Annotated in this window: 25 protein-coding genes; 4 read left to right on the top strand and 21 right to left on the bottom strand. The window is 71.6% G+C overall.

Annotation, left to right across the window (positions count from 1 at the left end; translation table 11 throughout):
* Window positions 1–96: 96 nt before the first annotated feature.
* From tatC to IE217_RS31345, 10 genes are all read right to left on the bottom strand, one after another.
* Window positions 97–1047, bottom strand: a complete 951-nt coding sequence (gene tatC, locus IE217_RS31390) for a twin-arginine translocase subunit TatC (RefSeq protein WP_190181350.1) — start codon at window positions 1045–1047, stop codon at window positions 97–99.
* Between the two features lie 48 nt (window positions 1048–1095).
* Complete coding sequence (gene tatA / locus IE217_RS31385) at window positions 1096–1377, bottom strand: Sec-independent protein translocase subunit TatA (RefSeq protein WP_189706972.1); 282 nt, start codon at window positions 1375–1377, stop codon at window positions 1096–1098.
* Between the two features lie 257 nt (window positions 1378–1634).
* Window positions 1635–1829 carry a hypothetical protein gene (locus tag IE217_RS31380; RefSeq protein WP_190181349.1) on the bottom strand — a complete coding sequence of 65 codons (195 nt, stop codon included), beginning with the start codon at window positions 1827–1829 and terminating at the stop codon, window positions 1635–1637.
* A 10-nt stretch (window positions 1830–1839) separates the two neighbouring features.
* Entirely contained in the window at window positions 1840–2133 is a 294-nt protein-coding gene (locus IE217_RS31375; RefSeq protein ID WP_190181348.1) for a hypothetical protein, read from the bottom strand.
* Window positions 2130–3254, bottom strand: coding sequence for a helix-turn-helix transcriptional regulator (locus IE217_RS31370; RefSeq protein ID WP_229865744.1), 1125 nt, complete (start codon window positions 3252–3254; stop codon window positions 2130–2132). The genes IE217_RS31375 and IE217_RS31370 overlap by 4 nt, the downstream gene beginning before the upstream one ends.
* 18 nt (window positions 3255–3272) lie before the next feature.
* Window positions 3273–4226, bottom strand: a complete 954-nt coding sequence (locus tag IE217_RS31365) for a helix-turn-helix transcriptional regulator (RefSeq protein WP_190181347.1) — start codon at window positions 4224–4226, stop codon at window positions 3273–3275.
* Window positions 4227–4727: 501 nt separating this feature from the next.
* Window positions 4728–5099: an FKBP-type peptidyl-prolyl cis-trans isomerase gene (locus tag IE217_RS31360; RefSeq protein WP_190181346.1), complete on the bottom strand. Its 372-nt coding sequence runs from the start codon at window positions 5097–5099 to the stop codon at window positions 4728–4730.
* A gap of 112 nt (window positions 5100–5211) precedes the next feature.
* Window positions 5212–6222 (bottom strand): FKBP-type peptidyl-prolyl cis-trans isomerase, encoded by a 1011-nt coding sequence (locus IE217_RS31355; protein WP_190181345.1) that lies wholly within the window; start codon window positions 6220–6222, stop codon window positions 5212–5214.
* 130 nt (window positions 6223–6352) lie between these two features.
* Window positions 6353–7714 (bottom strand): Pup--protein ligase, encoded by a 1362-nt coding sequence (gene pafA / locus IE217_RS31350; RefSeq protein WP_059125684.1) that lies wholly within the window; start codon window positions 7712–7714, stop codon window positions 6353–6355.
* A 9-nt stretch (window positions 7715–7723) separates the two neighbouring features.
* Complete coding sequence (locus tag IE217_RS31345) at window positions 7724–8992, bottom strand: MFS transporter (RefSeq protein ID WP_190181344.1); 1269 nt, start codon at window positions 8990–8992, stop codon at window positions 7724–7726.
* A 185-nt stretch (window positions 8993–9177) separates the two neighbouring features.
* On the opposite strand from IE217_RS31345, the gene IE217_RS31340 reads away from it, so the two are divergent.
* On the top strand, window positions 9178–10194 hold the full coding sequence (locus IE217_RS31340; protein ID WP_190181343.1) for a LacI family DNA-binding transcriptional regulator: 1017 nt from the start codon (window positions 9178–9180) through the stop codon (window positions 10192–10194).
* 74 nt (window positions 10195–10268) lie between these two features.
* Here IE217_RS31340 and prcA read toward each other — a convergent pair whose 3' ends face one another.
* The 5 genes from prcA to arc form a co-directional block, all read right to left on the bottom strand.
* A complete protein-coding gene (prcA, locus tag IE217_RS31335) occupies window positions 10269–11024 on the bottom strand; it encodes a proteasome subunit alpha (RefSeq protein ID WP_190181342.1) in 756 nt (251 codons plus the stop codon).
* Window positions 11025–11086: 62 nt separating this feature from the next.
* Window positions 11087–11932, bottom strand: a complete 846-nt coding sequence (gene prcB, locus IE217_RS31330; RefSeq protein WP_190181341.1) for a proteasome subunit beta — start codon at window positions 11930–11932, stop codon at window positions 11087–11089.
* Window positions 11933–12082: 150 nt separating this feature from the next.
* On the bottom strand, window positions 12083–12301 hold the full coding sequence (locus IE217_RS31325) for a ubiquitin-like protein Pup (RefSeq protein WP_189706951.1): 219 nt from the start codon (window positions 12299–12301) through the stop codon (window positions 12083–12085).
* A 188-nt stretch (window positions 12302–12489) separates the two neighbouring features.
* Window positions 12490–14001 (bottom strand): depupylase/deamidase Dop, encoded by a 1512-nt coding sequence (gene dop, locus IE217_RS31320; protein WP_373298170.1) that lies wholly within the window; start codon window positions 13999–14001, stop codon window positions 12490–12492.
* Between the two features lie 234 nt (window positions 14002–14235).
* Window positions 14236–16002 carry a proteasome ATPase gene (gene arc / locus IE217_RS31315; protein WP_190181340.1) on the bottom strand — a complete coding sequence of 589 codons (1767 nt, stop codon included), beginning with the start codon at window positions 16000–16002 and terminating at the stop codon, window positions 14236–14238.
* A gap of 243 nt (window positions 16003–16245) precedes the next feature.
* On the opposite strand from arc, the gene IE217_RS31310 reads away from it, so the two are divergent.
* Window positions 16246–16551, top strand: a complete 306-nt coding sequence (locus tag IE217_RS31310; RefSeq protein WP_190181339.1) for a ferredoxin — start codon at window positions 16246–16248, stop codon at window positions 16549–16551.
* A 122-nt stretch (window positions 16552–16673) separates the two neighbouring features.
* Here IE217_RS31310 and IE217_RS31305 read toward each other — a convergent pair whose 3' ends face one another.
* The 3 genes from IE217_RS31305 to IE217_RS31295 form a co-directional block, all read right to left on the bottom strand.
* Window positions 16674–17255: a hypothetical protein gene (locus tag IE217_RS31305; RefSeq protein WP_190181338.1), complete on the bottom strand. Its 582-nt coding sequence runs from the start codon at window positions 17253–17255 to the stop codon at window positions 16674–16676.
* A 265-nt stretch (window positions 17256–17520) separates the two neighbouring features.
* Window positions 17521–18423, bottom strand: coding sequence for a tRNA (adenine-N1)-methyltransferase (locus IE217_RS31300; RefSeq protein WP_190181337.1), 903 nt, complete (start codon window positions 18421–18423; stop codon window positions 17521–17523).
* A gap of 70 nt (window positions 18424–18493) precedes the next feature.
* Window positions 18494–20062 carry a site-2 protease family protein gene (locus IE217_RS31295; protein ID WP_190181336.1) on the bottom strand — a complete coding sequence of 523 codons (1569 nt, stop codon included), beginning with the start codon at window positions 20060–20062 and terminating at the stop codon, window positions 18494–18496.
* Window positions 20063–20775: 713 nt separating this feature from the next.
* Here IE217_RS31295 and IE217_RS31290 point away from each other — a divergent pair.
* Together IE217_RS31290 and IE217_RS31285 are read left to right on the top strand one after the other, a co-directional pair.
* The gene (locus tag IE217_RS31290; protein ID WP_373298172.1) at window positions 20776–21693 is read left to right on the top strand and encodes a RecB family exonuclease; all 918 of its coding nucleotides are present in this window, start codon (window positions 20776–20778) and stop codon (window positions 21691–21693) included.
* Between the two features lie 44 nt (window positions 21694–21737).
* Window positions 21738–22409: a response regulator gene (locus tag IE217_RS31285; RefSeq protein ID WP_190181335.1), complete on the top strand. Its 672-nt coding sequence runs from the start codon at window positions 21738–21740 to the stop codon at window positions 22407–22409.
* Between the two features lie 80 nt (window positions 22410–22489).
* On the opposite strand, the gene IE217_RS31280 is transcribed toward IE217_RS31285, so the two are convergent.
* The 3 genes from IE217_RS31280 to IE217_RS31270 form a co-directional block, all read right to left on the bottom strand.
* Window positions 22490–24094, bottom strand: a complete 1605-nt coding sequence (locus IE217_RS31280; protein ID WP_190181334.1) for an ABC transporter substrate-binding protein — start codon at window positions 24092–24094, stop codon at window positions 22490–22492.
* Between the two features lie 434 nt (window positions 24095–24528).
* A complete protein-coding gene (locus IE217_RS31275) occupies window positions 24529–25230 on the bottom strand; it encodes an HAD family hydrolase (protein WP_190181333.1) in 702 nt (233 codons plus the stop codon).
* Between the two features lie 202 nt (window positions 25231–25432).
* Window positions 25433–26768, bottom strand: a 1336-nt coding sequence (locus IE217_RS31270) for a vitamin B12 dependent-methionine synthase activation domain-containing protein (protein ID WP_190181332.1), incomplete at its 5' end; no start/stop codon positions are given.

Here is a 26768-nt window from a genome sequence, read left to right as displayed (position 1 = left end):
GGTCACAGGCCCCTGAACAGGGAAGCCGGCCGCTCGCACGCCGGGTGCGGGGCGGCCGGCTCGTCGCCGGGGCGTGCCGGAGGAGCGGGGACGGGCTCAGGTCGCGTCGTCGTAGCCGTTGACCCGGTCCGTGCCGGTCTGCTCGGGCAGGGCGCGGCTGGCGTTGACGGACTCGATCTCGCCGATGTCCTCGGGGGTGAGGTCGAGCTCGGAGGCCTCGTCGTCGCCGGGGCCGGCCTCCTCGCGGCGGCGCTTGCGGCGGTCGTTGCCCAGGGCGAAGAGGACCGCGCCGAAGTACAGCACCCAGATCGGCACCGCGAGGGCCAGCATGGTCGGCGGGTCGGTGCTGGGCGTGGCCACGGCCGCGAAGATCGTGATGCCGAGGATCATGCCGCGCCACCAGCCGAGCATGCGCCGGCCGCTGAGGATCCCGGTGAGGTTGAGCATGATCAGCAGCAGCGGCAGCTCGAAGGAGAGCCCGAAGACGATCACCATGCGCGTCACGAGCTGGAGCAGGTCGTCCAGCGGCAGCAGGTTGTCCACGTCGTGCGGGGTGAAGCCGATCAGCACCTTGGCGGTGGTGGGCAGCACCTTGTACGCGAAGAAGCCGCCGGCGAGGAAGAGCGGGACGCCGCTGGCGACGAACCCGTAGGCGTACTTCTTCTCGTGCCGGTGCAGGCCGGGCGCGACGAAGGCCCACAGCTGGTAGAGCCAGACCGGCGAGGCGAAGACGACACCGGTCATCAGGGAGACCTGGAGGGCCAGGGTGAACGGCGCGAGCAGGCCGTTGATCGTGATCCGCGCGCAGCTCTGGGACTGCGCGGTCGAGTTCGTCAGCTCCGCGAAGCTCTTGGTGCAGCCGACCGAGTCGAGGATCGGCTTGGTGAGGAAGTTGATGATGTCGTTGTAGTAGAAGGCGGCGACGACCGTCACCAGGACGATGGCCAGCAGTGCCTTCGCGAGCCGGTTGCGGAGCTCACGAAGATGGTCCGCGAGGGGCATCCGCCCCTCGGGGTCCTTCTCCTTCTTGCGGGCAGGCTTGAGCAACCCACGTCCTCATCTCGTGCGGCACGGCCGGATCGCTCCGGCCGCGCGTCAGCGCTGGGTGGTGTCCGTCGGCTCGTTGACCGGGCGCGAGCTCGTCACGTCGCCCGGGGCGGCCTTGATGGTGCGCTGCGCGGGAGGCTGCTCGTTGCCCGTGGGGGCCGGGGCGGAGGCGGTGTTGCCCTCCTCCTTCATCGCCTTGGCCTCGCTCTTGAGGATGCGGGCGGACTTGCCGAGCGAGCGCGCCATGTCCGGAAGCTTCTTCGCGCCGAACAGCAGGACGATGACGACGAGGATGAGAATGATCTCGGGAGCTCCGAGCCTTCCGAACATAAGTCTTTACCTTCTCACCGAGGCGGCTGGGGTGGGATGCTGTCCGACCGGCCGGACAGATGTCCGATCAATCGCCATGGCAGCGATCGTAACGCTCAGGGGTGAACGTGAGGCAATCCCCGTGCGTACTCCCGTCCGCGGCCGGGCCTCGTTCTCCGGTCCGCGAGCAGCAGCGTACCTGCCGGGAGCGACAGCATGACAGGGCGAAGCGGCGCAAACCGGCCGTCTCACCGGACTCACACGTCGGCCGCGGGCCCTCACAGCGAGTCCACCGACCGGGCCGCGCTCACCGTCGCCCGCTCCAAGTCGTCCGCGGCCCTGCTGATGCGGCGCGCCGACTCCGTGACCTGCCTCCCGAGGCGCTGCGCCTCCAGGAACACCCGCACGGCGAGCACCCCGAGGACGGCGAGACCCACGAACCCCGCGGCTACCGCGAACATCGGCCAGAACATGCCCAGAAGCCTAAAGGGTGGAGTGCAGCCGCAGGGTGCGCACCCCGCCGCCGGTGAGCAGTTCGACGACGCGCTCCCCGGCCGGCTTGCGCACCGCGGCGCCGCACTCGGGGCAGGTGAAGGAGTAGAACGTGGTCCGGCTGCTGGCGCCGATGGCCAGGCGCAGCGCGCTCGCGGCGAGCTCGAAGCGGCCGCGGCAGTCGGGGCACCCGGCCCTGAACATCACGGGGGCCACGCTTCTCATCCCGGCGAACGCGGCCGCCACCGAGATCCCCCGCACACCGCTCGCCGCCGAGTCGCTCAAAGCCCCTGCTCCTGCCTGTCGTGCGGCCCGCCTGCCGGGTCGGCCCCGGCCGGCACCCCGGCGCCGGCGTCACCGGCGTCCGCCGCGCCACGACCGGTGCCCTGCCCGGTGCCGTACGCGGCGTCGTACCCGACCTCGTAGGCGGTTTCGTACGCGGCCAGGGCCTCGCGGGCGGCCCGGCGGGCGCTGTCGGCCAGCTCGCTCGGAGCGACGATCCGGCCGTCCCGGCCCAGGCGCAGCGCCAGGCGCCGCAGGGACGCCGGATCGGGGGTGCGCAGGGTAATACGCAGACCGCCGTCGGGAAGCTCATCGGCGCTGTCGTGCGGGTAGTACTCGGCAACCCAGCGGCCGCCGGGACCGACCTCGACGACGACCTCCGGGTCCTCCGCGGCGGGCTGCACCAGCGCCTGCGACAGGTCCCGCAGCTCGATCTCGGGCGGCGCGGACGGCTCGTCGAGGATCTTGATCTCGGCGACCCGGTCGAGCCGGAAGGTGCGGCGTGCCTCGGAGCGGCGGCACCAGGCCTCGACGTAGGTGTGCCCGACGCTGACCAGGCGGATGGGGTCGATCTCGCGCTCGGTGACCTCGTCGCGGGCGGGCGAGTAGTAGCGGATCCACAGCCGGCGGCGCTCGGAGATCGCGCGGTCCACGTCGGCGAACACGCCGCCCTCGGACTCGAAGGTGACCGACAGCCGGGAGCTGGCCCCGGCGGCCTCCCCGGCCGCGGCCTCGACCTTGGCGGTCGCGCGCAGCAGCGCCTGCCGGTCGCCCTCGCGCAGGCCCGGCAGGGTGGCCACGGCGCGGGCCGCCACCAGCAGGGCGGTCGCCTCGTCGGCGGCCAGCCGCAGCGGCTCGGCGGCCTCGGCGCCGAGCGCGGCGGGGTTGTGCCACCAGATGCGCTCGCCGTCGGTGTCGATGTCCAGCAGGTCCCCGCCGCGGAAGCTGGTGCCGCACATGGGCAGCACGTCGAGGTCGGAGACCAGCTCGTCCTCGGTGATGCCGAAGGCGCGCGCGACGTCCTCGACCCGGGCGCCGGGGCGCTCGCGCAGATACGTCACCAGGGAGAGCATCCGCCGGGTCTGGTCGATGGCGTTGACGGGCCTGACCGGTTTGCCTGCCACTGTGTCGCTCGCTCCCCCTCAGCCCTTGGCCACGGCACGCAGCCGGTCCACGACGTCCGCCCGCAGCTCGGCCGGCTCCAGCACCACCACGTCCGGCCCGAACTCCACCAGCCAGGCGTCCAGCCCGTGCCCGTACGGGATCTCCAACTCGTCCCAGCCGTCGCCGAGTTCCCGTACGGAGCTCGCCCTCGCCCGCAGCGGGTAGCCGGCGCCGGCGCGCAGCCGGATCAGGGCGGAGCGGTCGGCGCTCTCGCCCGCCCAGCTCGCGACGGTCTCGCGCACGGTGACCACGTCGGGCACCGGGGCGGTGAAGCCGGTGCCGCGGCTGCGCACCCTGCCGGTGATCCGGGAGAGCCGGAAGACGCGCTCGGCACCGCGGTCGCGGTCGAAGCCGGCCAGGTACCAGTGGCCGCGCCAGCACTCCAGGGCCCACGGCTCGACGTGCCGGGTCTCGGGGTGGGCGGCGTTGGCCTTGCGGTAGTCGAAGACGACCGGGCGGCGGTCGCGGCAGGCCAGCATCAGCGGCTCGAAGGCTGCCTCGTGGACCGGGATGCGCGGCTCCAGGGCGCCGTGCGCCTCGTAGGGGTCGACGTCCTCGGGCAGTCCGGCCGCGCGCAGCTTCTGGAGGGCGCCGCTGGCCGCTCCGGCGAGGCGGGCCTGCTGCCAGACCTTGGCGGCCAGCCCGAGCGCGGCGGCCTCCTCGGCGTCCAGGGTGATGGGCGGCAGGCGGTTGCTGTCGCGGCGGGCGAGATAGCCGACCTCGCCGTCCAGGCCCTCGACCGTCGCGATGACCAGGCCGAGCTCGCGCAGGTCGTCCTTGTCGCGCTCGAACATGCGGTTGAAGGAGTCGTCGGTGCCCGCCTCGAGGTAGGCCTCGATGGACTCGCGCAGCTCGCGCTTGCTGAGCGGACGCCGCGTCCCGAGCAGACACAGCGCCAGGTTCATCAGCCGCTCGGCCTTGGCAATGGCCATCGACGCCCGTCACCTTCCCTATGGTGCTTACGACCGATGACCGTACCGCCCCGAACTGCGCAGGCAAAAGCCGAGACCCCACGCCCACACGGGCCCGCCCCCCACCCGGCCATTTCCAGCCGCCCCCCGACCCCCGCCGATCACCAACAGCCCACGCCCGAACGCCACCGATCACGGGCCGGGGGCCACCACCGGACTGCGCCGCTCCCAGACCGTCGGCCACGATCACGTCGGCGGCGACCAGAACCGGCGCGGCGACGGCTGGAGCCCGAGGGCCGAGGCCGCCGGCCACCGCACGGCCGGGAGGGCCGCGCCCGTGCCCGGCGTCGCCACCGGGCACGGGCGGCTCGCTGGCGCTCAGCGTGCCGGGCCCGCCCCCGTGCAAGAGGCCGGCCCCGGTAGGGGGGCGCACCCACGACCGTGGCCCCGTGCCCGCGCCGGGGTCGGCTCAGCGGGCCGGGGCGCCGGCCGCGACCGGGGCCCCGGCGCGGGCGGGTGCTGTCAGACTCCGACCAGGTCGCAGACGAAGATCAGCGTCTCGCCGGGCTTGATGCGGCCGCCGGCGCCGCGGTCGCCGTAGGCGAGGTGGGCGGGGATGATCAGCTGGCGGCGGCCGCCGACCTTCATGCCCTGCACGCCCCGGTCCCAGCCGGCGATGACCTGGCCGACGCCCAGCTGGAAGCGGAGCGGCGTGCCCCGGTTCCACGACGCGTCGAACTCCTCGCCGGTGGAGAAGGCCACTCCGACGTAGTGGACGGAGACGGTGTCGCCCGCCTTGGCCTCCGGACCGTCGCCCTCCCAGATGTCCTTGATCTCGAGGTCGGCCGGGGGCTCGCCGCCCGGGAAGTCGATCTCGGGCTTCTCGATGTTCACGTCTTTCGCTCCTGCTCATCTACGACAAGGCAACGCGCACAGTCTTTCATCACCACCGCCAGGCCGCCCGCACGAGCCCGCGCCGGCCCGCGCGCCGCGCGTGGCGGCCCCGTCACATCGCGGCGAGGATGTCCACCGCGAAGACGAGGGTGGAGCCCTTCTGGATGCCGCTGTTGGGCGGCGGGTTGTCCCCGTAGGCCAGGTTCGCCGGTACGACGATCAGCACACGGCTGCCCGTCTTCTTGCCGGCCACGCCCTGGGCCAGCCCCTTGACGACCTGCTCCATCTGCGGCAGCGCGAACTGGCTGAGCCGGCCCTGCCGGTACGTCGACTCGAACGTCTTGCCGCTCTCCCACACCACGCCCACGAACTGGCACAGCACGGTCTGCGAGGCCTTGACCTCGGCGCCGTCGCCCTCCAGGACGTACTCCGACACGAGCCTCTTCGGCGCGGCCGTCTTGGGCACCTTGACCTCGGGGGCCTGGCCGTCGGTGTTGGTGCCCACCGTCGGCAGGCTCGCGTCCTTGCGCGCGACCACCTTGCCGTGCGCGGAGCTCTTGGTGTTGAAGCTGTCGATCAGGTCGATCACGAACACCAGGGTGTCGGTGCCCTTGATGCCCGCCTGCGCGTTGCCCTGCGCGCCGTAGCCCCAGGTCGGGGGGACGGCCATCTCGACGCGGCTGCCGACCTTCTTGCCGGTCAGGCCGTAGCGCCAGCCGTCGATGATGCTGCCCTGGGAGAGCTGGATGAGCAGGGGCGACTTGCGGTCGTAGGAGTTGTCGAAGACCTTCGCGGAGCTCCAGATCTGGCCCAGGTAGTTGGCCTTGATGAAGTCGTTCTCCGCGACCGTGCGGCCGCCGCCGGCGATGACCGTCCTGACGGCGAGGTCCTTGGACGGCTCGCCGCTGCCCTTGGCCACGGTCGGCTTCTCGCCGAACTTGGTGCCCGCGGTGATCGCCGGCAGCGGCCCGGAGACGAGCTTGGGCGGCGGCGGGGCGGAGGTGGCCGACGCGGACGGCGACGCGCTGTCGCTGGGCTTGCTGGAATCGGCCTTGTCATTGCCGCAGGCGGCCAGCGTGATCAGTCCCGCGGGGACGGAAAGGAGGAGTGAGCGTCGACGCACGGTGGGGGCCTCGTAATCGGTCGATCTTGTTGATGGCGTGCGCGCAACTCTACGGCGTGACAAGGGCGCCGTACGGGAAACGTACGGCGCCCGTGTTGCGTCCCGGCGGGCAATTGCGCCGGAGCCTGTCTCACATTCCCGCGATCAGCTTCTCCACCCGGTCGTCCACCGAACGGAACGGGTCCTTGCACAACACGGTGCGCTGTGCCTGGTCGTTGAGCTTCAGGTGCACCCAGTCGACGGTGAAGTCCCGGCGCTGTTCCTGGGCCCGCCGGATGAAGTCGCCGCGCAGCCTCGCCCGAGTGGTCTGCGGGGGGACCGACTTGCCTTCGAAGATCTTCAAGTCGTTGCAGATCCGGGTGGCTTGGCCCTTTTTCTCCAGCAGGTAGTACAGGCCACGACGGCGGTGGATGTCATGGTAGGCGAGGTCTATCTGGGCGACCCGCGGGTGCGACATCGTCATGTTGTGCTTGGCCCGGTACCGCTCGATGAGCTTGTACTTCATCACCCAGTCGATCTCGGTGCCGATGCGGTCGAGGTCCTCGCTCTCGATCGCGTCCAGCGTGCGGCCCCACAGCTCCAGCACCTGCTCGACGGTGCCGGTGCGGATGCCGCGGCGCTCGCAGAAGTCCACGGCCTTCTCGTAGTACTCCCGCTGCACCTCGAGCGCGGAGGCCTCGCGGCCGCTGGCCAGGCGCACCTTGCGGCGGCCCGTGATGTCGTGGCTGACCTCGCGGATCGCCCGGATCGGGTTCTCCAGGGTGAGGTCGCGCATGACAGTGCCGGCCTCGATCATGCGCAGCACCAGGTCGGTCGCGCCGACCTTGAGCAGCATCGTGGTCTCGGACATGTTGGAGTCGCCCACGATGACGTGCAGCCGGCGGTAGCGCTCGGCGTCCGCGTGCGGCTCGTCGCGGGTGTTGATGATGGGCCGGGAGCGGGTCGTCGCCGAGGAGACGCCCTCCCAGATGTGCTCGGCCCGCTGGCTCACGCAGTACACCGCCCCGCGCGGGGTCTGCAGGACCTTGCCCGCCCCGCACAGCAGCTGCCTGGTGACCAGGAAGGGGATGAGGATGTCCGCGAGCCGCGAGAACTCCCCGTGCCGTGCCACCAGATAGTTCTCGTGGCAGCCGTAGGAGTTGCCCGCCGAGTCCGTGTTGTTCTTGAAGAGGTAGACGTCGCCCGCGATTCCCTCCTCGTGCAGGCGTCGTTCCGCGTCTACCAGGAGTCCTTCGAGAATGCGCTCGCCGGCCTTGTCGTGGGTGACCAGTTCGATCACATTGTCACATTCGGGTGTCGCGTATTCCGGATGTGACCCCACGTCGAGATAGAGCCGGGCGCCGTTTCGCAGAAAGACATTGCTGCTGCGGCCCCATGACACGACACGGCGGAAGAGGTACCGCGCCACCTCGTCAGGCGACAGGCGGCGCTGTCCCCTGAACGTGCACGTGACGCCGTACTCGTTCTCCAGCCCGAAAATGCGGCGGTCCATGAGTGAACATTACGCCCGATCCCCCGAGCTGAAACGGGGTTCGGCAGCACGATTTGGATCATTTTCCGATGAAGCCGCAACGACCGCCCGCCCGGCGGGAGCTGCGAGGACCCTTCCGGTGGCCAGCAGCACCAGCGCCGAGACGGCCCCCGCGGCGCCGGGCACCGCGAAGCCCCACAGCGCGCCGCCAGCCTGGACCACGGGGCCCGCGACGCCCGTTCCCACCGACGCGCCGACGGTGAACGTGGTCACCAGCCAGGAGAACGCCTCCGTCACCGTCCCGGCCGGCGCGTGCCGGTCCACGATGACGAACGCGCAGGCGATGCAGGGCGCCAGGAACACCCCGGACAGCACCGTCAGCCCCACCATGGCCACCGCGCCCGGCATCAGCGTCAGCGGCAGGTAACACACCGCCAGAAGGGCCACCAGCACCAGCAGTCGCCGCTCGGGCCGCCCCCGCCACTGCCGCGCCCCGTACACCGTCCCGCCGGCGAGCGCGCCGAGGCCCAGCGCCGCCATCAGCCAGCCGTACACCGCGTCGCCGCCGTGACCGTCCGCGTAGGGCACGGCGGCCACGGTGATGGAGCCCAGCGCGAGGCCGACGAAGAGGAACGCGCCGAGCAGGGCCAGCAGCCCGGGCGAGCGCAGCGCGCCGAGCCAGTGCGCCTCGCGCGACGCCGACCGCCACGCGCGCGAGGGCGGCGAGCAGACCACGCTGAGCGCCCCGAGGACGCCGATGGCGTTGAGCACCACCAGCGCGGTGCGCGCGGACCACAGCGACACGCACAGGGTCACGAGCAACGGTCCGGCGGTGAACATGACTTCCTGGGCGACCGCGTCCATCGCGTACGCCGTGTGCACCTGCTCCTCCCGGCGCAGCACGCCGGGCCACAGTGCGCGCAGGCCGCCCTCCAGGGGCGGTGTGAACAGTCCCGCGGCCGCCACGGCGGCGCAGGCGAGCGCGCGGGGCCCGGTGCCGGTGAGGGCGAACACGGTCATCGCCAGGGCCGCGGCGAGCGCGGCGGGCAGCTGGACGCGGGGCTGCCCGTACAGGTCCACGAGCCGGCCGAGCACGGGCTGGCCCACCGCGTTGGCCACGCCGTACACCGCCGCCAGGGCCCCCGCGAGGCTGTAGGTGCCGCCCTCGGCGCGGACGAACAGCACGATCGAGATGGCCGCGGTGGCGTTGGGCAGCCGCCCCACGAGGGTGCCGGCCAGCAGCCGGGCGGCGTGCCGCGCCCGGAGGATCTCCAGGTATCCCGCGAATCCCGCGGCCATCGCCCAGCCCCCGTCGGCCTCGCCCCGCCCGGGGGCGCCGGTCCGGCCCAGGGTCAGGTTGTACGTATAACGTGCTCTGTCATACGTACCATGTGCGCTGTTCGGCAGTCCAGGCGTACGACCTGGCGGACACAGTCGCCGGACGGCGCCCGCCCGGCGAGGAGACGAAGAGGAGCAGCCGTACGGTGGCACCAGCCAGCACGCGCCCCACGAGCCGTGACGTCGCCCGGGCCGCCGGGGTGTCCCAGGCCGCCGTCTCCCTCGTCCTCGGCGACAAGTGGCGCGGCCGGGTGGCCGAGGCGACCGCGGAGCGGGTACGGCGGGCCGCCCTCGAACTCGGCTACCGGCCCAACCTGGCCGCCCGCAACCTGCGCCTCGGCCGCACCCGTACGGTCCTCCTCGTCGTGCCCGCGCTGACCACGGAGTTCTTCGCCGGCGTCTACACCGGCGCCGCGCGGGTGGCCGCCGAGCACGGCTTCGGCGTCGTCCTGTACCCCTCCCCCGAGGGCGTAGGCCCCGCCAGGAACCCCTTCGCCTCGGCCCAGGCGGCCCTGGACGGCGTCATCGCCTCCTCCATGGCGGCCGACGCGCTGACCGCGATCCGCGGCGAGGCGCTGCCACTGGTCATGCTGGACAGCGACCCGGGGGGCAGCCTCGGCGCCGCCACCGTGAACCTGGACATCGCGGACGGGGTGCGCCAGGTCGCCGGGCACCTGCTCGGGCTCGGCCACCGGCGCTTCCTGCACCTGGCGGCGGACGTGCCCTCCTGGACCTTCGAGGTGCGGGCGCGGGAGCTGTCCGCGCGCGTGGGCGCGGTGCCCGGCGGCTCGGTCCGCACCGCGCGGGCCCCCATCTCCATCGAGGACGCCCGCGCCGCCACCGAGGCCGCGCTCGCCGCGCCCGGGCCGCGTCCCACCGCGCTCGTCTGCGACGACGACAAACTCGCCGCCGGCGCCTACAAGGCACTGCGCCGGCTCGGGCTGCGGGTGCCCGACGACATGTCCGTCACCGGCCTGGACGACCTGGCCCTGGCCACGGCCATCGACCCGGAGCTGACCACGGTCCGGCTGGACGCCGAGCTGTTCGGCGAGCGCGGCATGCGGGCCCTGCTGGCGGTCATGGACGGCCGTACGCCCGAGGGCGGCGACATCCCCGTGGAACTCGTCGTTCGGGGCTCCACGGCGCCGCCCAGGGCCTCCTGAGACGCGTGGCGCCCCGGCCGGTGAATCCGGCCGGGGCGCGCACCACGTGCGTGACGGGCGAGTGGGCCTGCCGGCTACTCCTCCTCGGAGCCGTCCGCCTCGGCGTCCGCGTCCGCCGCCGTCGCCGCGCCGTCCGCCTCCAGCAGGCGGGCGAGCTGACGGCCGACGATGCGCCGGAACTTGCGCTGCTGCGGGCGCGTACGGTCCAGGACCGCCACCTCCAGCCGCTCGGCGGGGATCTCCCGCTCGCTGCCGTTGGTGTCGCGGGACAGGGCCTGCACGGCGAGCTTGAGCGCCTCGGCCAGCGTCATGCCGTCGCGGTGCCGCTGGTCGAGATAGCCACTGATCTGCTCCGCGTTGCCGCCGACCGCGACCGAGCCGTGCTCGTCCACGATCGAGCCGTCGTGCGGCAGCCGGTAGATCTGGTCGCCCTCCGGGGTCTCCCCCACCTCGGCGACCACCAGCTCCACCTCGTACGGCTTCTCGGCCGCGCTGGAGAAGATCGTGCCCAGCGTCTGGGCGTAGACGTTGGCCAGGCCGCGGGCGGTCACGTCGTCGCGGTCGTAGGTGTAGCCGCGCAGGTCGGCGTAGCGGACGCCGCCGATGCGCAGGTTCTCGTACTCGTTGTACTTGCCGGCCGCGGCGAAGCCGATCCGGTCGTAGATCTCGCTGAACTTGTGCAGCGCGCGGGACGGATTCTCACCGACGAAGACGATCCCGTCGGCGTACTGCAGCACGACCAGGCTGCGGCCGCGGGCGATGCCCTTGCGGGCGTACTCCGCCCGGTCCGCCATCGCCTGCTGGGGTGAGACGTAGAACGGCGTCGACACCGGTCATCCATCCCTTTCTGTGGAAGTCACTCGATCACCCTCGGCTCGGACCCTCGCCGGCCCTACAGCAGCGCGGCCCTCGGGCCGTCAGGCTGCTCCAGGCGCCGCTGGAGCACCGACCGGGCGATCTCGGAGGACTCGTCCTCGGTGAGCCGGCGGAAGCCGTCCTCGGTGATCACGGTGACGATCGGATAGATCCGGCGGGCGACATCGGGACCGCCGGTCGCCGAGTCGTCGTCTGCCGCGTCGTACAGCGCCTGGACCACCAGCGTGGTGGCCTCGGCCTCGGACAGGTCCTCGCGGAAGAGCTTCTTCATGGCGCCGCGCGCGAAGATCGAGCCGGAGCCCGTCGCCGCGTAGCCGTGCTCCTCGGAGCGGCCGCCCGTCACGTCGTAGGAGAAGATGCGGCCCTTGTCGCGGTCGAGGTCGTAGCCCGCGAAGAGGGGCACCACGGCCAGGCCCTGCATGGCCATCCCCAGATTGGAACGGATCATGGTCGACAGCCGGTTCGCCTTGCCCTCGAGCGAGAGCTGCGCCCCCTCGACCTTCTCGAAGTGCTCCAGTTCGAGCTGGAACAGCTTGACCATCTCCACCGCGAGGCCCGCGGTGCCGGCGATTCCGACGGCCGAGTACTCGTCCGCCGGGAACACCTTCTCGATGTCCCGCTGCGCGATGACGTTCCCCATGGTGGCCCGCCGGTCGCCGGCCAGCACGACGCCCCCCGGGAACGTGGCGGCCACGATGGTCGTCCCGTGCGGCGCCTCGATCACGCCCTGGACCGGCGGCAGCTGCCGCCTGCCGGGCAGCAGCTCCGGCTGGTGCTCGGAGAGGAAGTCCATGAAGGAGGAGGACCCGGGCGTCAGGAAGGCAGCCGGCAGACGCCCGGTGCTACGAGGGTTGGGTTCCACGCGATTCCTTCCACGTAAGGCTGCGGCCCCGCCGGGAACGGCCGAGCCGATCATCAAATCCGTGCACGGACCATACCCGTACCGGCGCCGGTCATCCGTCCCGGCGCCGACCCGCTCGCCGCGGGCCCGCGCCGGGACGGGCGCCGGGCGTTACTCGCCGCCCTTTTGCACGAAGGAGCGCACGAAGTCCTCGGCGTTGGACTCCAGGACGTCGTCGATCTCGTCCAGGACGTCGTCCACGTCGTCGCTCAGCTTCTCGTGGCGTTCCTTGAGGTCGTCCGAGGCCTGTGCGTCCTGGGCCTGCTCCTCGACCTCCTCGGAGGACCGCGTGGCCTTCTGCTGTCCGCCGCCGGTGTCCTTCGTTGCCATAACCCTCACCCCGCTCAGTTCGCCCGACATGGTCGGCATTACGGCCGATCGGTCGATCGGTGATGATCAGACCCTACAAGCCGGGTCCGACATCGGCCCCGCAGTTTCTCCAACGTACGAGGCCCACCTCGATGATTCCCGGACGCCGGGATTTCACCCCGTCCGGCCTGCTCGCCCCGGGTACCCACTCAGCCGCCGGACAGGACCCTGACCAGGTCCTCGGCCGTACGGCAGCGGTCCAGGAGCTCCTTGACGTGATTACGCGTTCCGCGAAGCGGTTCCAGGGTTGGGACCCGCTGGAGCGAGTCACGGCCCGGCAGGTCGAAGATCACCGAGTCCCAGGAGGCCGCGGCCACGTCGTCGGCGTACTGCTCCAGGCAGCGGCCGCGGAAGTAGGCGCGGGTGTCCTCCGGCGGCTTCGTACGCGCCGTGTCGACCTCGGACTCGTCCAGGAGGCGCTTGATCCGCCCGCGGGCCGCCAGACGGTTGTAGAGGCCCTTGTCGGGGCGCACGTCGGAGTACTGGAGGTCGACCAGGTGCAGCCGGGCCGCGTCCCAGTCCAGGCCGTCACGGCGCCGGTAGCCCTCCATGAGCTCGCGCTTGGCGACCCAGTCCAGCTCGCCGGACAGGCTCATCGGGTCGTTCTCCAGGCGGTTGAGGGTGTCCTCCCAGCGGGCCAGGACGTCCTTGGTCTGCTCGTCGGCGTCGGCGCCGAAGCGCTCCTCGACGTACTTGCGCGACAGCTCGAAGTACTCCATCTGGAGCTGCACCGCGGTGAGTGTGCGGCCGCTGCGCAGCGTGACCAGGCGCTTGAGCGTGGGGTCGTGCGAGACCTGGTGCAGGGTGCGCACGGGCTGGTCGACGGCCAGGTCGACGGCGATGAAGCCGTCCTCGATCATGGACAGGACCAGGGCCGTGGTGCCCAGCTTGAGGTAGGTGGAGATCTCGGAGAGGTTGGCGTCCCCGATGATCACGTGCAGCCGGCGGTACTTCTCGGCGTCGGCGTGCGGTTCGTCGCGGGTGTTGATGATGGGGCGCTTGAGCGTGGTCTCCAGCCCGACCTCGACCTCGAAGTAGTCGGCGCGCTGGCTGAGCTGGAAGCCGTGCTCGTGGCCGTCCTGGCCGATGCCGACGCGGCCGGCGCCGGCGAAGACCTGGCGGGAGACGAAGAAGGGCGTGAGGTGGCGCACGATGTCCGAGAAGGCGGTCTCCCGCTTCATCAGGTAGTTCTCGTGCGTGCCGTAGCTGGCGCCCTTGTTGTCGGTGTTGTTCTTGTACAGGTGGATCGGCTGCGCGCCGGGCAGCTGGGCGGCCCGTTCGGCGGCCTCGGCCATGATCCGCTCGCCGGCCTTGTCCCACAGGACGGCGTCGCGGGGGTTGGTGACCTCGGGGGCGCTGTACTCGGGGTGGGCGTGGTCGACGTAGAGCCGTGCGCCGTTGGTGAGGATGACGTTGGCCAGGCCGATGTCCTCGTCGGTGAGCTGGCTGGAGTCGGCGGCCTCGCGGGCGAGGTCGAAGCCTCGGGCGTCCCGGAGCGGGTTCTCCTCCTCGAAGTCCCAGCGGGCCCGGCGGGCCCGGTGCATCGCCGCCGCGTAGGCGTTGACGATCTGGGACGAGGTGAGCATGGCATTGGCGTTGGGGTGGCCGGGGACGGAGATCCCGTACTCGGTCTCGATGCCCATTACTCGCCGTACGGTCATGCGGCCCTCCTTGCCCGGCGGCGGCCTCGGTCGTGGGCGCCGCTCAAGTACCGCTGGGACGCAGGTGCCTGTGCGGTGCCCGTCCCCGCACTGCGCGATCCGGCGGTACGAAAGAGCCTAGAACGCCTTTGCGCTGGTGGGGAGATCATTTGCGTCATTGCCTGCTCCATGCGGTGGCCCCGGAAAACAGCCGGCTGCGGGTACCCGCTGAGGGCACCCGCAGCCGCCCCGCTTTTACAGGTACTGACCGGTGTTCGCCACCGTGTCGATGGAGCGTCCGGTGTCCGCGCCCTGCTTTCCGGTGATGAGGGTGCGGATGTAGACGATCCGCTCGCCCTTCTTTCCGGAGATCCGGGCCCAGTCGTCCGGGTTGGTGGTGTTGGGCAGGTCCTCGTTCTCCTTGAACTCGTCCACGCAAGCCTGGAGCAGGTGGGAGACGCGAAGGCCCTTCTGGTTCTTCTCGAGGAAGTCCTTGATCGCCATCTTCTTGGCGCGGCCCACGATGTTCTCGATCATGGCGCCGGAGTTGAAGTCCTTGAAGTACAGGACTTCCTTGTCGCCGTTGGCGTAGGTGACCTCCAGGAAGCGGTTCTCCTCGGATTCGGCGTACATGTGCTCGACGGCGGTCTGGATCATGCCCTGGACCGTCGAGTCCTTGTCGCCGCCGTGCTCGGCGAGGTCGTCGCCGTGCAGCGGGAGCCGCTCGGTGAGGTACTTGCCGAAGATGTCCTTGGCCGCCTCGGCGTCCGGACGCTCGATCTTGATCTTCACGTCCAGCCGGCCGGGCCGCAGGATGGCCGGGTCGATCATGTCCTCGCGGTTGGAGGCGCCGATCACGACCACGTTCTGCAGGCCCTCCACGCCGTCGATCTCGGCGAGCAGCTGCGGGACGATGGTGTTCTCCACGTCCGAGCTGACGCCGGAGCCGCGGGTGCGGAAGAGGGACTCCATCTCGTCGAAGAAGACGATGACGGGGGTGCCCTCGGATGCCTTCTCCCTGGCCCGCTGGAAGACCAGGCGGATCTGCCGCTCGGTCTCGCCGACGTACTTGTTCAGCAGCTCGGGGCCCTTGATGTTGAGGAAGAAGCTCTTGCCGGCGGCCTGGCCGGTCACCTCGGCGACCTTCTTGGCCAGAGAGTTGGCCACCGCCTTGGCGATGAGCGTCTTGCCGCATCCGGGGGGCCCGTAGAGCAGGACGCCCTTGGGCGGACGCAGTTCGTGCTCCTTGAACAGGTCCGGGTAGAGGTACGGCAGCTCGACCGCGTCGCGGATGGCCTCGATCTGGTTGCCGAGGCCGCCGATCTGCTCGTAGCCGATGTCGGGGACCTCTTCGAGGACGAGCTCCTCGACCTCGCTCTTGGGCACGACCTCGTAGACGTACCCGGAGCGGGGCTCCAGCAGGAGGGCGTCGCCGGCGCGGATGGTGACGTCCAGCAGCGGCTCGGCGAGCCGCACCACCCGCTCCTCGTCGGTGTGCCCGAGCACCAGGGCCCGCTCGCCGTCCTCGAGGATCTCCTTGAGGGTCACGATGTCGCCGACGCGCTCGAACTCCATGGCCTCGACCACGTTGAGCGCTTCGTTGAGCATCACTTCCTGGCCACGGCGGAGGTCGTCGAGCTCGACGCTCGGGCTGACGTTCACCCTCAGCTTGCGGCCGCCGGTGAAGATGTCCGCCGTGCCGTCCTCGTTGGCCTGAAGGAAGACGCCGAAGCCGGCCGGAGGCTGGGCGAGCCGGTCGACCTCCTCCTTGAGGGCCACGATCTGGTCGCGCGCCTCGCGGAGCGTGTTCGCCAGCCGCTCGTTCTGCGCGGACACGCCGGCCAGGTTGGTCTGCAGCTCGACGATCCGCTCTTCGAGAATCCTCGTGTGTCGCGGAGAGTCGGCGAGCTTGCGTCGCAGGACGGCGATCTCCTGCTCAAGGTAGGCGATCTGCCCGGACGGGTCCTCGGACCCTCGTCCCGGGCGGATGCCGCGGTTCATGTCGTCGTCGTGGGCTGCCACGGTCCTCACCTCCTCCAAGGGGAGCTGGACGCTTCCAGACCCTACCTGGGCGGGTGTCGATTGAAACCCCTAGATCACAAAGTCTGTCGGGGTGTGTCCGATCTTCACCCTTGCGCTCTCCCTCACGCCAGGGGAATACCCACCGAACATGATTGGAAAGCCGCCGGAGGTAGGGTCGAGACGTTCAACACCCGTCAGAGCTGGCCTGATTCCCCGTACGGCTCGACGTACACGGCAGGAGAGATGAACGTGCAGCAGCGGACCTCGGACGGTGGCGAGGCACTGGAGGTCTGGATCGACCAGGACCTGTGCACCGGCGACGGCATCTGCGCGCAGTACGCGGCGGAGGTGTTCGAGCTGGACATCGACGGCCTGGCCTACGTGAAGGGCGCGGACGACGAGCTGTTGCAGGCCAAGGGGGCCACAACGCCCGTGCCGCTGCCGCTTCTCACGGACGTGGCCGACTCGGCGAAGGAGTGCCCCGGCGAGTGCATCCATGTACGGCGCGTCTCGGACAAGGTCGAGGTGTACGGACCTGACGCGTCGTGACCGCGTGCGTGCTGGTGGTGACCGCTGTCTGATTTCTCACAGGGCGCCGCTCCGGCGGGCGGTGGGCTCCGACGAGGCGGGGCGAATTGTGGTGAGGTGCCGCGGGGCCGTGGGGCGTGGGGTCACACGCCGCGCGCCCGGCCGGGCGTGGAGCGGACGAACGCGCCGTTGCGCCACTGCCACTTCACGCCCTCTTTGAGGTCGGGGCAGCAATTGGGCACGTCGGACGAGGAGTAGCCGAGCAGGGTGGCTGTGACCGCGCCGTCGCGCACCGCGAAGTCCGTGACGGTGTACCGGTCCTTGGGCGCGACGAGAGTGGCGACCACGCGCGGGGTCGTGGCGCCGGCGGCCCCGGTGAGGACGTAGACGCCGTCGGGCGGGGTGCCCATGGAGCCGTCGCAGTGCACCACGGCGACGGTCTCGGGGCGGCCGTCGCCGTCGAGGTCCCCGGAGGCCTTCTTCACGACGACGGGCTTGAGCGGGCCGCACTGCACGGGAAACGTCACGCCGGTGGTGCTCGGGGGTGCCGCGGCGGCCCGGGCGGGCTTCGGCGCCGGGCCGCCCGCCGACTGGGCTGCGGTGGCCGAGCCGGGCTGGAGCAGCGGGGAGAGTGCGATCACGCCGGCCACGGCGGCGGCGGTGGCCACCCAGTGGATGGGCCGGGTGTGCGTGTGTGCCAGTTCCGGGACGGCGGAGTGCTGCACTAGGAGTGTCTCCCGTGAGGGCTGTGCCGGTGGGGTGGCCAGCATCGTGCCACACGTCACAGTGCGGGGGAACGGTGGGGCGGGTACCCGCGCGGGTTCGCCGTCGCGCGTCCGCGCGGGATGCGGGCGGGTACGTGGTGCGGGCGCGGCGCGGGCCTGGTGCGGGCCTGGTGCGGGGTCAATGCGCGGGCGCCGTGGCGCAGTTCCCGGCTCGGTGCGGGAACTGCGCCACGGCGCCCGTTCGTTGGTGCGGCGACGGGCCGCGTCAGCGGCCGGCTCCTCCGTCGGCGTTGGGACCCTCGTAGTCCTCGCCGTAGGCGCCCTTGGCGGGGCGGCGGCGGCGCATGGGCGGCTCGACGCCGTCCGCGAGGCGGCGCGCGGTGAGCAGGAAGCCGGTGTGCCCGATCATGCGGTGGTCGGGGCGGACGGCCAGGCCCTCGACGTGCCAGTTGCGGATCATCGTCTCCCAGGAGGTCGGCTCGTTGAAGCAGCCGATCTCACGGATGGACTCCACGGTCCGCGCGAGTTGGGTGGTGGTGGCGACGTAGCAGCACAGGATGCCGCCGGGCACGAGCGCCTTGGAGACGGCCTCCAGGCACTCCCAGGGGGCCAGCATGTCGAGGATGACGCGGTCGACGTCCGTGTCGGACAGGTTGTCCTGGAGGTCGCCCACGGTGAGCTGCCAGGCGGGGTGCGGGCCGCCGAAGTAGCGCTCCACGTTCGCCTGGGCGATCTCGGCGAAGTCGGCGCGGCGCTCGTAGCTGTGCAGCATGCCCTGGTCGCCGATGGCCCGCAGCAGGAAGCTGCTGAGCGAGCCGGAGCCCACGCCGGCCTCCACGACGCGTGCGCCGGGGAAGATGTCGGCGAAGGCCAGGATGTGCCCCGCGTCCTTGGGGTAGACGACGGCTGCCCCGCGGGGCATGGACAGGACGTAGTCGGGGAGCAGGGGACGCAGCGCGAGGTAGGCGACGTTGCCGGTGGTGCGGACAACGCTGCCCTCGGGTGCGCCGATCAGTTCGTCGTGCGGGAAGGACCCCTTGTGGGTGTGGAAGTTCTTCCCGGCTTCGAGCGTGAACGTGTAGTGGCGGCCCTTGGGGTCGGTCAGCTGTACCTGGTCCCCGACCTTGAAGGGCCCGCGACGGCGGGCGGCACCGGTCGGTTCGGACATGTGACCAGCCTACCGGTCCCCCGGAGGGCCACCGACCACCTCGCGGCGCCGCCGGGGGCGGGCCGGGCGGTCAGCGGGGGGCCGCCGCTGTGGGGCGGCCCATGGCCTTCACGAAGGCGCGCTCGACGTCGGCCGCCGACAGGACGCCGTAGATCTCGCCGGTGTCCTCGACCACCAGGTACTCGGTGGCCGGGGTGGCGCGCAGGACGTCGAGGAGGTCCTCGCCGGACAGCTCGGCGGACACCCGCATGCCGTCGGTCAGCTCCTGGGCGAGCTCGCTGGCCTGCACCCACGGGCGGCGGTGTTCGGGTACGCCCACGATGGCGGACTCGCGGACGAGGGAGAGGGGCTCTCCCTGGGCGTCCACGACGACCAGGGCGCGGGCCCCGGCCTCGTTGGCGCGGCGCAGGGCCTCCGCGAGGGAGGTGCCGGTCTCCACGGGCACGGCACGCCGGGTGAGGGTGCGGGCGCGCAGCTCGGGCAGGTGCTCGCGCAGGCGGGCCATGCGCAGGCTGTTGCCGGCGCCGGTCCAGATGATCGCGGCGAGGATGGCGGCCAGCAGGGCGTCGGTGACGGTGTCCATGCCGACGCTGTCCTCGGCGGTGGAGCCGAGGGTGCCGGACTGGGTGAGCAGCGGCAGCCCGATGAGGACGGAGACGGCGAGCGCGCGGCCGACCCAGGCGGCGGCGACCGTGCCGCTCATCGGCTTGCCGGTGATCTTCCAGACGACGGCGCGGAGCATGCGGCCGCCGTCCAGGGGCAGGCCGGGCAGCAGGTTGAAGACGGCGACGATGAGGTTGGAGATCATCAGGCCGGCGAGCAGGACACCGGGGACCGTGCCCCTCTGGACGGGCAGGAGGGCGAGGTAGAAGACCCCGGCCAGGACCAGGGAGAGCAGCGGGCCGACGAAGGCCAGCACGAACTCGCGGCCCGGTGTCTCGGCCTCCTTCTCGATCTCGGAGACACCGCCGAAGAACTGGAGCTGGATGCGGCGCACCGGGAGCTTGAAGCGGATCGCGGCGATGGTGTGGGCGAGCTCGTGGACCAGTACGGAGCCGTAGAAGGCGACGGCGAAGAAGAGGGCGACGAGGTAGCGGGCGGCGCCGAGCTCGGGCAGCACGCGGTCGAGCTGGCCGCCGAACACCCAGGTGATCAGGGCGGCCACCAGGAACCAGCTGGGCGCCACGTACACCGGCACGCCGAAGGGCCGCCCCATGAGCAGCCCGCCCCCGGGCTCCCGCCGCCTCCGCGGCGGCCCGGCCTGCCCGGCGCCCGAGTGGGCGTGGCCGCGGTCGGGGTGGGTGTCGGAACGGCCGGAGGCGTGGGGCGCGCCGGGCTCACCGGAGTGGTGGGCGTGGGCGCGGTCGGGATGGGTGTCCGGATGGGCGGGGGGCTTCTCGGGGGGTGCGGCGGCGGAGCGTTCCTGCGGTGGATCGGCGGGGGTGTCCGCCGGCTGCGTGGGCCGCTCCGGACCGGCGGCGCCCGCACCGGCCTCCGCGGGGCCCGCCGGGTCCGCGGGCGCGGCCGGGTCGGTGCCGGGGCGCGCGGAGCCGGCGGCCGGGGCCGTCGGGCCCGTGGGGCGCTCGGCCGACTCGTCGCTGCCGGACCGCGGCTGCCCGTTCCCGCCGCTCACGTCCACGGTGTCCCCTCGTTCGAAGCGCGTCTCCCGCGCCTGGCGGCCGGAAGGTCTCGGGTCGATGGTATGCGGCCGGGGCGGACGGTTCCGCCCGGCACCCCCTGTGTTTTCCCCTCTTCGTGCGGTTCATGACCGCGGCCGGCTCACTGTCGGTGGCCGGCCGTAAGGTCTGTGGCATGGAGACGACCACGGAGGGCGAGGCGGCGCCCCGCGACGAAGGCGCAGGAGAGCGCGCGCCGAAGCGAACCTCGCCCTCGCCGGAGCCGGCACCCCCGGCCCCGGCCCCCGCACCGGCGCGGGAGGCGGCACCGGCGCCGCGCTCGGCGGAGCCGGCGCCGGCAGCGGGCTCGGCGGAGGGGGCGGGCGCGCCGGCAGCGGACGCGGTGGGCGCCGCGGCGGCGGTGCCGGCCGCCGCGGGGCCGGCCGCCGCTCCCGGAGCCACCGGCCCGGCCACCGGATCCGGCCCGGGCGTCGCCCCCGACGGGGTCGCCCTCACCGGGGCGGACGCTCCGGCCGCGGCCCTCGGCGCTGCCGCGACGGGCCCGCGCGCGGAGGCGGCGTACGCCGGCACCGCCGACGCCCCGCCGGCCGAGGACGGCGCGCAGGGCACGGGCAGCGGCACCGTGGACGCGCCGCAGGGCACAGGCAGCGGCACCGTGGACCCACAAGGCGCAGACGACAGCACATCGGACCCGCAAGGCACGCACGACAGCACCGTGGACGCGCCGCAGGGCGCAGGTGACGGCGCTGTGGGCCCGCAAGGCGCAGGTGACGGCGTCGCGGGCCCGGACGGAGCCAGTGGTCGGGGCGAGGGGGTCGCCAGGAGGCCGGGGTCGCTTTCGCCTTCCCGGGCCGGGGACTTCATGCAGTGTCCGTTGCTCTATCGGTTCCGGGTGATCGACCGGCTGCCGGAGAAGCCGAGCGAGGCGGCGACGCGCGGCACGCTGGTGCACGCGGTGCTGGAGCGCCTCTTCGACGCCCCGGCCGCCGAGCGCACCGCGCCCCGCGCCAAGGCGCTGATCCCCGGGCAGTGGGACCGGCTGCGCGAGAGCAGGCCCGAGCTGCTGGAGCTGTTCGCCGACGACGCGGACGGCGAGCGGCTCGCGCGCTGGCTCACGGAGGCCGAGCGGCTGGTCGAGCGGTGGTTCACGCTCGAGGACCCGACCCGGCTGGAGCCCGCCGAGCGGGAGCTGTTCGTCGAGGCCGAGCTGGAGTCGGGGCTGCGGCTGCGCGGGATCATCGACCGGGTGGACGTGGCGCCCACCGGCGAGGTGCGGATCGTCGACTACAAGACGGGCAAGGCTCCCCGCCCCGAGTACGCCGAGGGCGCCCTGTTCCAGATGAAGTTCTACGCCCTGGTGGTCTGGCGGCTGAAGAACGTCGTGCCCCGCCGCCTCCAGCTGGTCTACCTCGGCAGCGGCGACGTGCTGACGTACGACCCGGTCCTGGCCGATCTGGAGCGCGTGGAGCGCAAGTTGCTGGCGCTGTGGGAGGCGATCAGGCTGGCCACCGAGACCGGCGACTGGCGGCCGCGCCCCACGAAGCTGTGCGGCTGGTGCGACCACCGCGCGCACTGCCCGGAGTTCGGCGGCACTCCCCCGCCCTACCCGCTGCCCCTGACCCGGGCCACATGAGCGGTGCAGGGCAGAATGGGGCCGGACTAGCGAAGGAGACTCACGTGGCCATCCGCGTCCTACTGGTCGACGACCAGCCACTGCTGCGCACAGGGTTCCGGATGATCCTGGAGGCGGAGCAGGACATCGCGGTCGTGGGCGAGGCCGGAGACGGCCTTCAGGCCCTGGACCAGGTACGCGCCCTCCAGCCCGACGTGGTGCTGATGGACATCCGCATGCCGCGGATGGACGGCGTGGAGGCGACCCGCCAGATCACCGGCCCGGAGCGCGACGGCCCGGCGAAGGTGCTGGTGCTGACCACCTTCGACCTCGACGAGTACGTGGTGGAGGCGCTGCGCGCCGGGGCGAGCGGCTTCCTGCTCAAGGACGCCCCCGCGAACGAGCTGGTGCAGGCGATCCGGGTGGTCGCGGGCGGCGAGGCGATGCTGGCGCCGAGCATCACGCGCCGTCTGCTCGACAAGTACGCCACCCACCTGCCCTCGGGCGACGAGCCGGTGCCGGACACCCTGCACACGCTGACCGAGCGCGAGGTCGAGGTGCTGAAGCTGGTGGCGCGCGGCCTGTCCAACGCCGAGATCGCCGCCGACCTCTTCGTGAGCGAGACGACCGTCAAGACGCACGTCGGGCACGTCCTGACCAAGCTCGGTCTGCGCGACCGGGTGCAGGCCGCGGTGTACGCGTACGAGAGCGGCCTGGTGCGCCCCGGCGCGCAGTAGGGAAACGAGCGGCGACGAGGGCGCCCGCTCCCGGAAGTCCGGGAGGGGGCGCCCTCGTTGGTGCCGGGGTCCGGCGGGCGTCAGCCGCTCACACCGCGGCCGAGCTCCCACAGCTGGAGGGTGGCCGAGGAGTTGATGGCGTAGGCGGTGCCGGTGATGTCGTCGCGGGCGGCGACGTACTGCTTGCCCTGCCACAGCGGCAGCAGCGGCACGTCGTTGGCGACGATGTCCTGAATATCCGTCAGGCTCGAGGAGGCGGACAGCCGGTCGGCCTCACGACGGGACGCGGGGATCAGCGTGTTGCGGATCTTGCTGTTGACGTACGGGGTGTTGAGGGTGTTGTCCTTGTCCAGGAACGGCGCCAGGTAGTTGTCGGCGTCCGGGAAGTCCGGGAACCAGCCCATGCCGTAGACGTCGTAGAGGCCCTTCTGCTCCGCCGTGCGGAAGGTCTTCCACGGCGCGCCCTCGATCTGGACGTCGAACAGGCCGCTGGCGTTGAGCTGCTGCTGAAGGATCTCGAATTCCTTCTTGGTGGCCGAGCCGTAGTGGTCGGTCGTGTAGTGCATCGTCAGCTTGACCGGGGTGGTGATGCCGGCCTGGCTCAGCGTGCTCTTCGCCTTGGAGACGCTGGGGTCGCCGTACTTGTTGAAGAACGAGTTGGAGTGGCCGGTGACGGTGGCCGCGACCATCGAGTACAGCGGCTCGGCCTGGGTGCCGTAGACCTTGGAGACCAGGGCGCTGCGGTTGATGACCTGGGCCATCGCCTGGCGGACGGCCCTGCTCTTCACGGTCGGGGCGTTGGTGTTGAAGCCCAGGTAGCGGATCTCCAGGCCGGGCATCTCGACGAGGTCGACGTTGCCGCCGGAGGCGTTGGAGAGCTTGCGGATCTGATCCGGGGACATCGTGCGGGTCATGACGTCGATGTCACCCTTGTCCAGGGCGGCGCCCATCGCGTCGGCGTCGTCGAAGGAGCGCATCTCCACCTTGCTGTTGCTGAGCTTCAGCGTCCCCTTGTAGTTGGGGTTCTTGGTGAAGACGACGTCGACGAGCTCGCCGTCCTTGACGGTGCCCTTCATGGTGTACGGACCGGAGCCGTCCACCGTCAGGCCGTCGCGCAGCTTGTTCTTCTCGTAGTCCTTGGGGTCGACGATGCCCGCGACGGGCGTCGACAGCTTGTACGGGAAGGTGGCGTCCGCGGTGTTGAGGTGGAAGATGACCTCGCGGTCGCCCTGGGTCTCCACCGTGTCGACCGTCGAGAGCAGGCCGGCCACGCCGCTGATCGCCTTGAGGGCGATCGCGCGGTCGATGGAGAACTTCACGTCGGCCGCGGTCACGGGGTCGCCGTTGGCGAACTTCAGGCCCTCGCGCAGCGTGCAGGCGTAGCGCTCGTTGCCGCTGTCGGTGAAACCGCACTTCTCGGCGGCCTCGGGGACGGGGTCGCCGTCGCCCTTGGGCAGGATCATCAGCGTCTGCACGGTCTGACGCAGGATGTTCCAGGTGCCGACGTCGTAGGCGGACGCCGGGTCCAGGGGCGCCGGGTCCTCCTTCGAGGCGGTGAACCGGTCCGTGGTGCCGACGACGATGGCGTCGCCGCTCTTGCTGCCACTGTCGGACCCGCCGCACGCGGCGAGTACCGGGGCGAGCAGGCCGACCACCGCCGGCAGCACCAAAGTCTTGCGGTTCATGCTCGAGTTTCTCCAGAGCTGTGATGTCCGTGTACCCGGCATGCAGAGGGTTGGTGCGGCGGATCACGGGGGTAGGGGCGATGTTCTCGCGACGAGATTAGTCCGCGTCCGCAGGAGGGTTCGCGGCCGCTGGAGTTGAGTTCCCATCACGCAGCGGAACCGGGTGCGGACGGACCGAAAACCCGTCCGCGGAACGATTAGTGCAGCGTTCCGCCAATCGGGACACAAGGGCGCGCGAGCGCCGCCCGAAAGGGGGTGAACAGCACACCTCGTGCCCCTTGTCGACCCCTCACGGAGTGGGGAACGTCACACGGCCAACTCTGCGGGAGTCGACCGGAATTCAGCCATCCGCAGCGGTTCGAATTCTTTCGTACGCGCCCTCGCCCGTAATTCCCGCCACGGGTCCGGGCGATCTTTGCACGCTCGGTGAACGGTCAGGGCATTTGCGTCATCAGACCGTGCAGGAATGGCACGTCCACCTCTTGGAGGGAGGTGACCACGGTGCGCCGGGGCGTCGGCGCGATGGGCGCCACGGACGGCACGGCGATGACCCGGCAGCCGGCGGCCTCGGCGGCCGCGACCCCGGTCGCGGTGTCCTCGACCACCGCGCACCTGGCCGGGTCCACGCCGAGCCCGGAGGCGGCCAGCAGGTACGGGTCGGGGTGCGGCTTGGTGCGCGCCACCTCGTCGCCCGCGACCGACAGGGAGAAGTGGTGCGGGCCGAGCGAGAGCAGGACCCGGTCGATGATGCGCCGGTGGGAGGCGGAGACCAGGGCGGTGGGGATCTCGTGCTCCGCCAGCTCGGCCAGCAGCCGGGCGGCTCCGGGCATCAGGGGCAGGGCGCTCTCGATGCGCTCCTCGAAGCCCTGGTTCAGCAGCACCGTGAGCTCGCCGAGGGTGATGGAGGCCCCGGTGGCCTCGATGAGGAACCCCGCGCTGCGGGTCATGGGGCCGCCGACCACGACGTGCCGCCAGGACTCGTCGAGGCGGTGTCCGAGGGACGCGAAGACCTCCACTTCGACGTCCCACCAGAAGCCCTCGCTGTCCACCAGGGTTCCGTCCATGTCGAGGAGTACCGCCTGAAGGGCCGAGCCTTCGGCCGTACGGGTTCCGAGCGCGGGGACCGTGCTGGTCATCCGGCCTACCTCCTTGAGGGACGATCAGGCCGGTTCCCGCGCGGGGAACCGGCCTGCAGTGGACCGACCAGTGTACGACTTGTGCGGGCCGAACGCCTCGTTTGAACCGTTCGGCCCGGGGAACCGCGCGCCGCCCGGCCCTGGGGCACCACCGGGCACCACCGGCCGGGCATGGCGGGTGCCGCCCGGCTTGCGCTGAGGCTCAGCGCGCGTTGAAGTACTTCGCCTCCGGGTGGTGGATCACGATGGCGTCCGTGGACTGCTCGGGGTGCAGCTGGAACTCCTCCGACAGCTGGACCCCGATGCGCTCGGGGTGCAGCAGCTCGGCGATCTTGGCGCGGTCCTCCAGATCGGGGCAGGCGCCGTAGCCGAGGGAGAAGCGGGCGCCCCGGTACTTCAGGGCGAACATGTCCTCCATGCCGGCCGGGTCCTCGCCCGCGAAGCCGAGCTCGGCGCGCACGCGGGCGTGCCAGTACTCGGCCAGCGCCTCGGCCAACTGCACGGACAGTCCGTGCAGTTCGAGGTAGTCGCGGTAGGAGTCGGCCGCGAAGAGCCGCGCGGTCTCCTCACCGATCCGCGAGCCGACGGTGACGACCTGGAAGCCCACCACGTCCGTCTCGCCCGACTCCTCGGGCCGGAAGAAGTCGGCCAGGCACAGCCGGCGGCCGCGGCGCTGGCGCGGGAAGGTGAACCGGGTGCGCTCGTTGCCCTGCTCGTCGAGGATGATCAGGTCGTCGTCCTTGGAGACGCACGGGAAGTAGCCGTGGACGACCGCGGCCTCCAGCAGGTTCTCCGTCTGGAGCCGGTCGAGCAGGCCGCGCAGCCTGGGCCGGCCCTCGGTCTCCACCAGCTCCTCGTAGGTGGGCCCGGCGCCGGTGCGGGCCTGCTTCAGACCCCACTGGCCCTTGAACAGGGCGCCCTCGTCCAGCCAGGAGGCATACTCCTTGAGCTGGATGCCCTTGATCACGCGGGTGCCCCAGAAGGGCGGGGCGGGGATGGGGTTGTCGGTGGCGACGTCGGAGCGGACGTGGCCCTCCTCCGGGCGGTCCTCGATCTCGACGGTGGCGGCGCGGACGCGGCGGGGCCGCAGTTCGGGCAGCTTGGCGCCCGGCACGCCGCGCTTGACGCCGATGAGGGCGTCCATCAGACGCAGCCCCTCGAAGGCGTCACGGGCGTAGCGGACCTCACCCTGGTAGATCTCGTGCAGGTCCTGCTCCACATACGCCCGGGTCAGCGCGGCGCCGCCGAGGATGACCGGGTAAGTGGCGGCCAGACCACGGGCGTTGAGCTCCTCCAGGTTCTCCTTCATGATCACCGTCGACTTGACCAGCAGGCCCGACATGCCGATGACGTCGGCCCTGTGCTCGTCGGCGGCCTCCAGGATCGCCGAGACCGGCTGCTTGATGCCCAGGTTGACCACGTTGTAGCCGTTGTTGGACAAGATGATGTCGACCAGGTTCTTGCCGATGTCGTGGACGTCGCCCCGCACCGTGGCGAGCACGATCGTGCCCTTGCCGGCCTCGTCGGTCTTCTCCATG

The organism is Streptomyces naganishii JCM 4654 (genome assembly GCF_014650575.1).
Classification (GTDB): Bacteria; Actinomycetota; Actinomycetes; order Streptomycetales; family Streptomycetaceae; genus Streptomyces; species Streptomyces naganishii.
The sequence above is the reverse complement of the archived record's forward strand: the minus strand, read 5'-3'. Positions and strand labels throughout refer to the sequence as shown.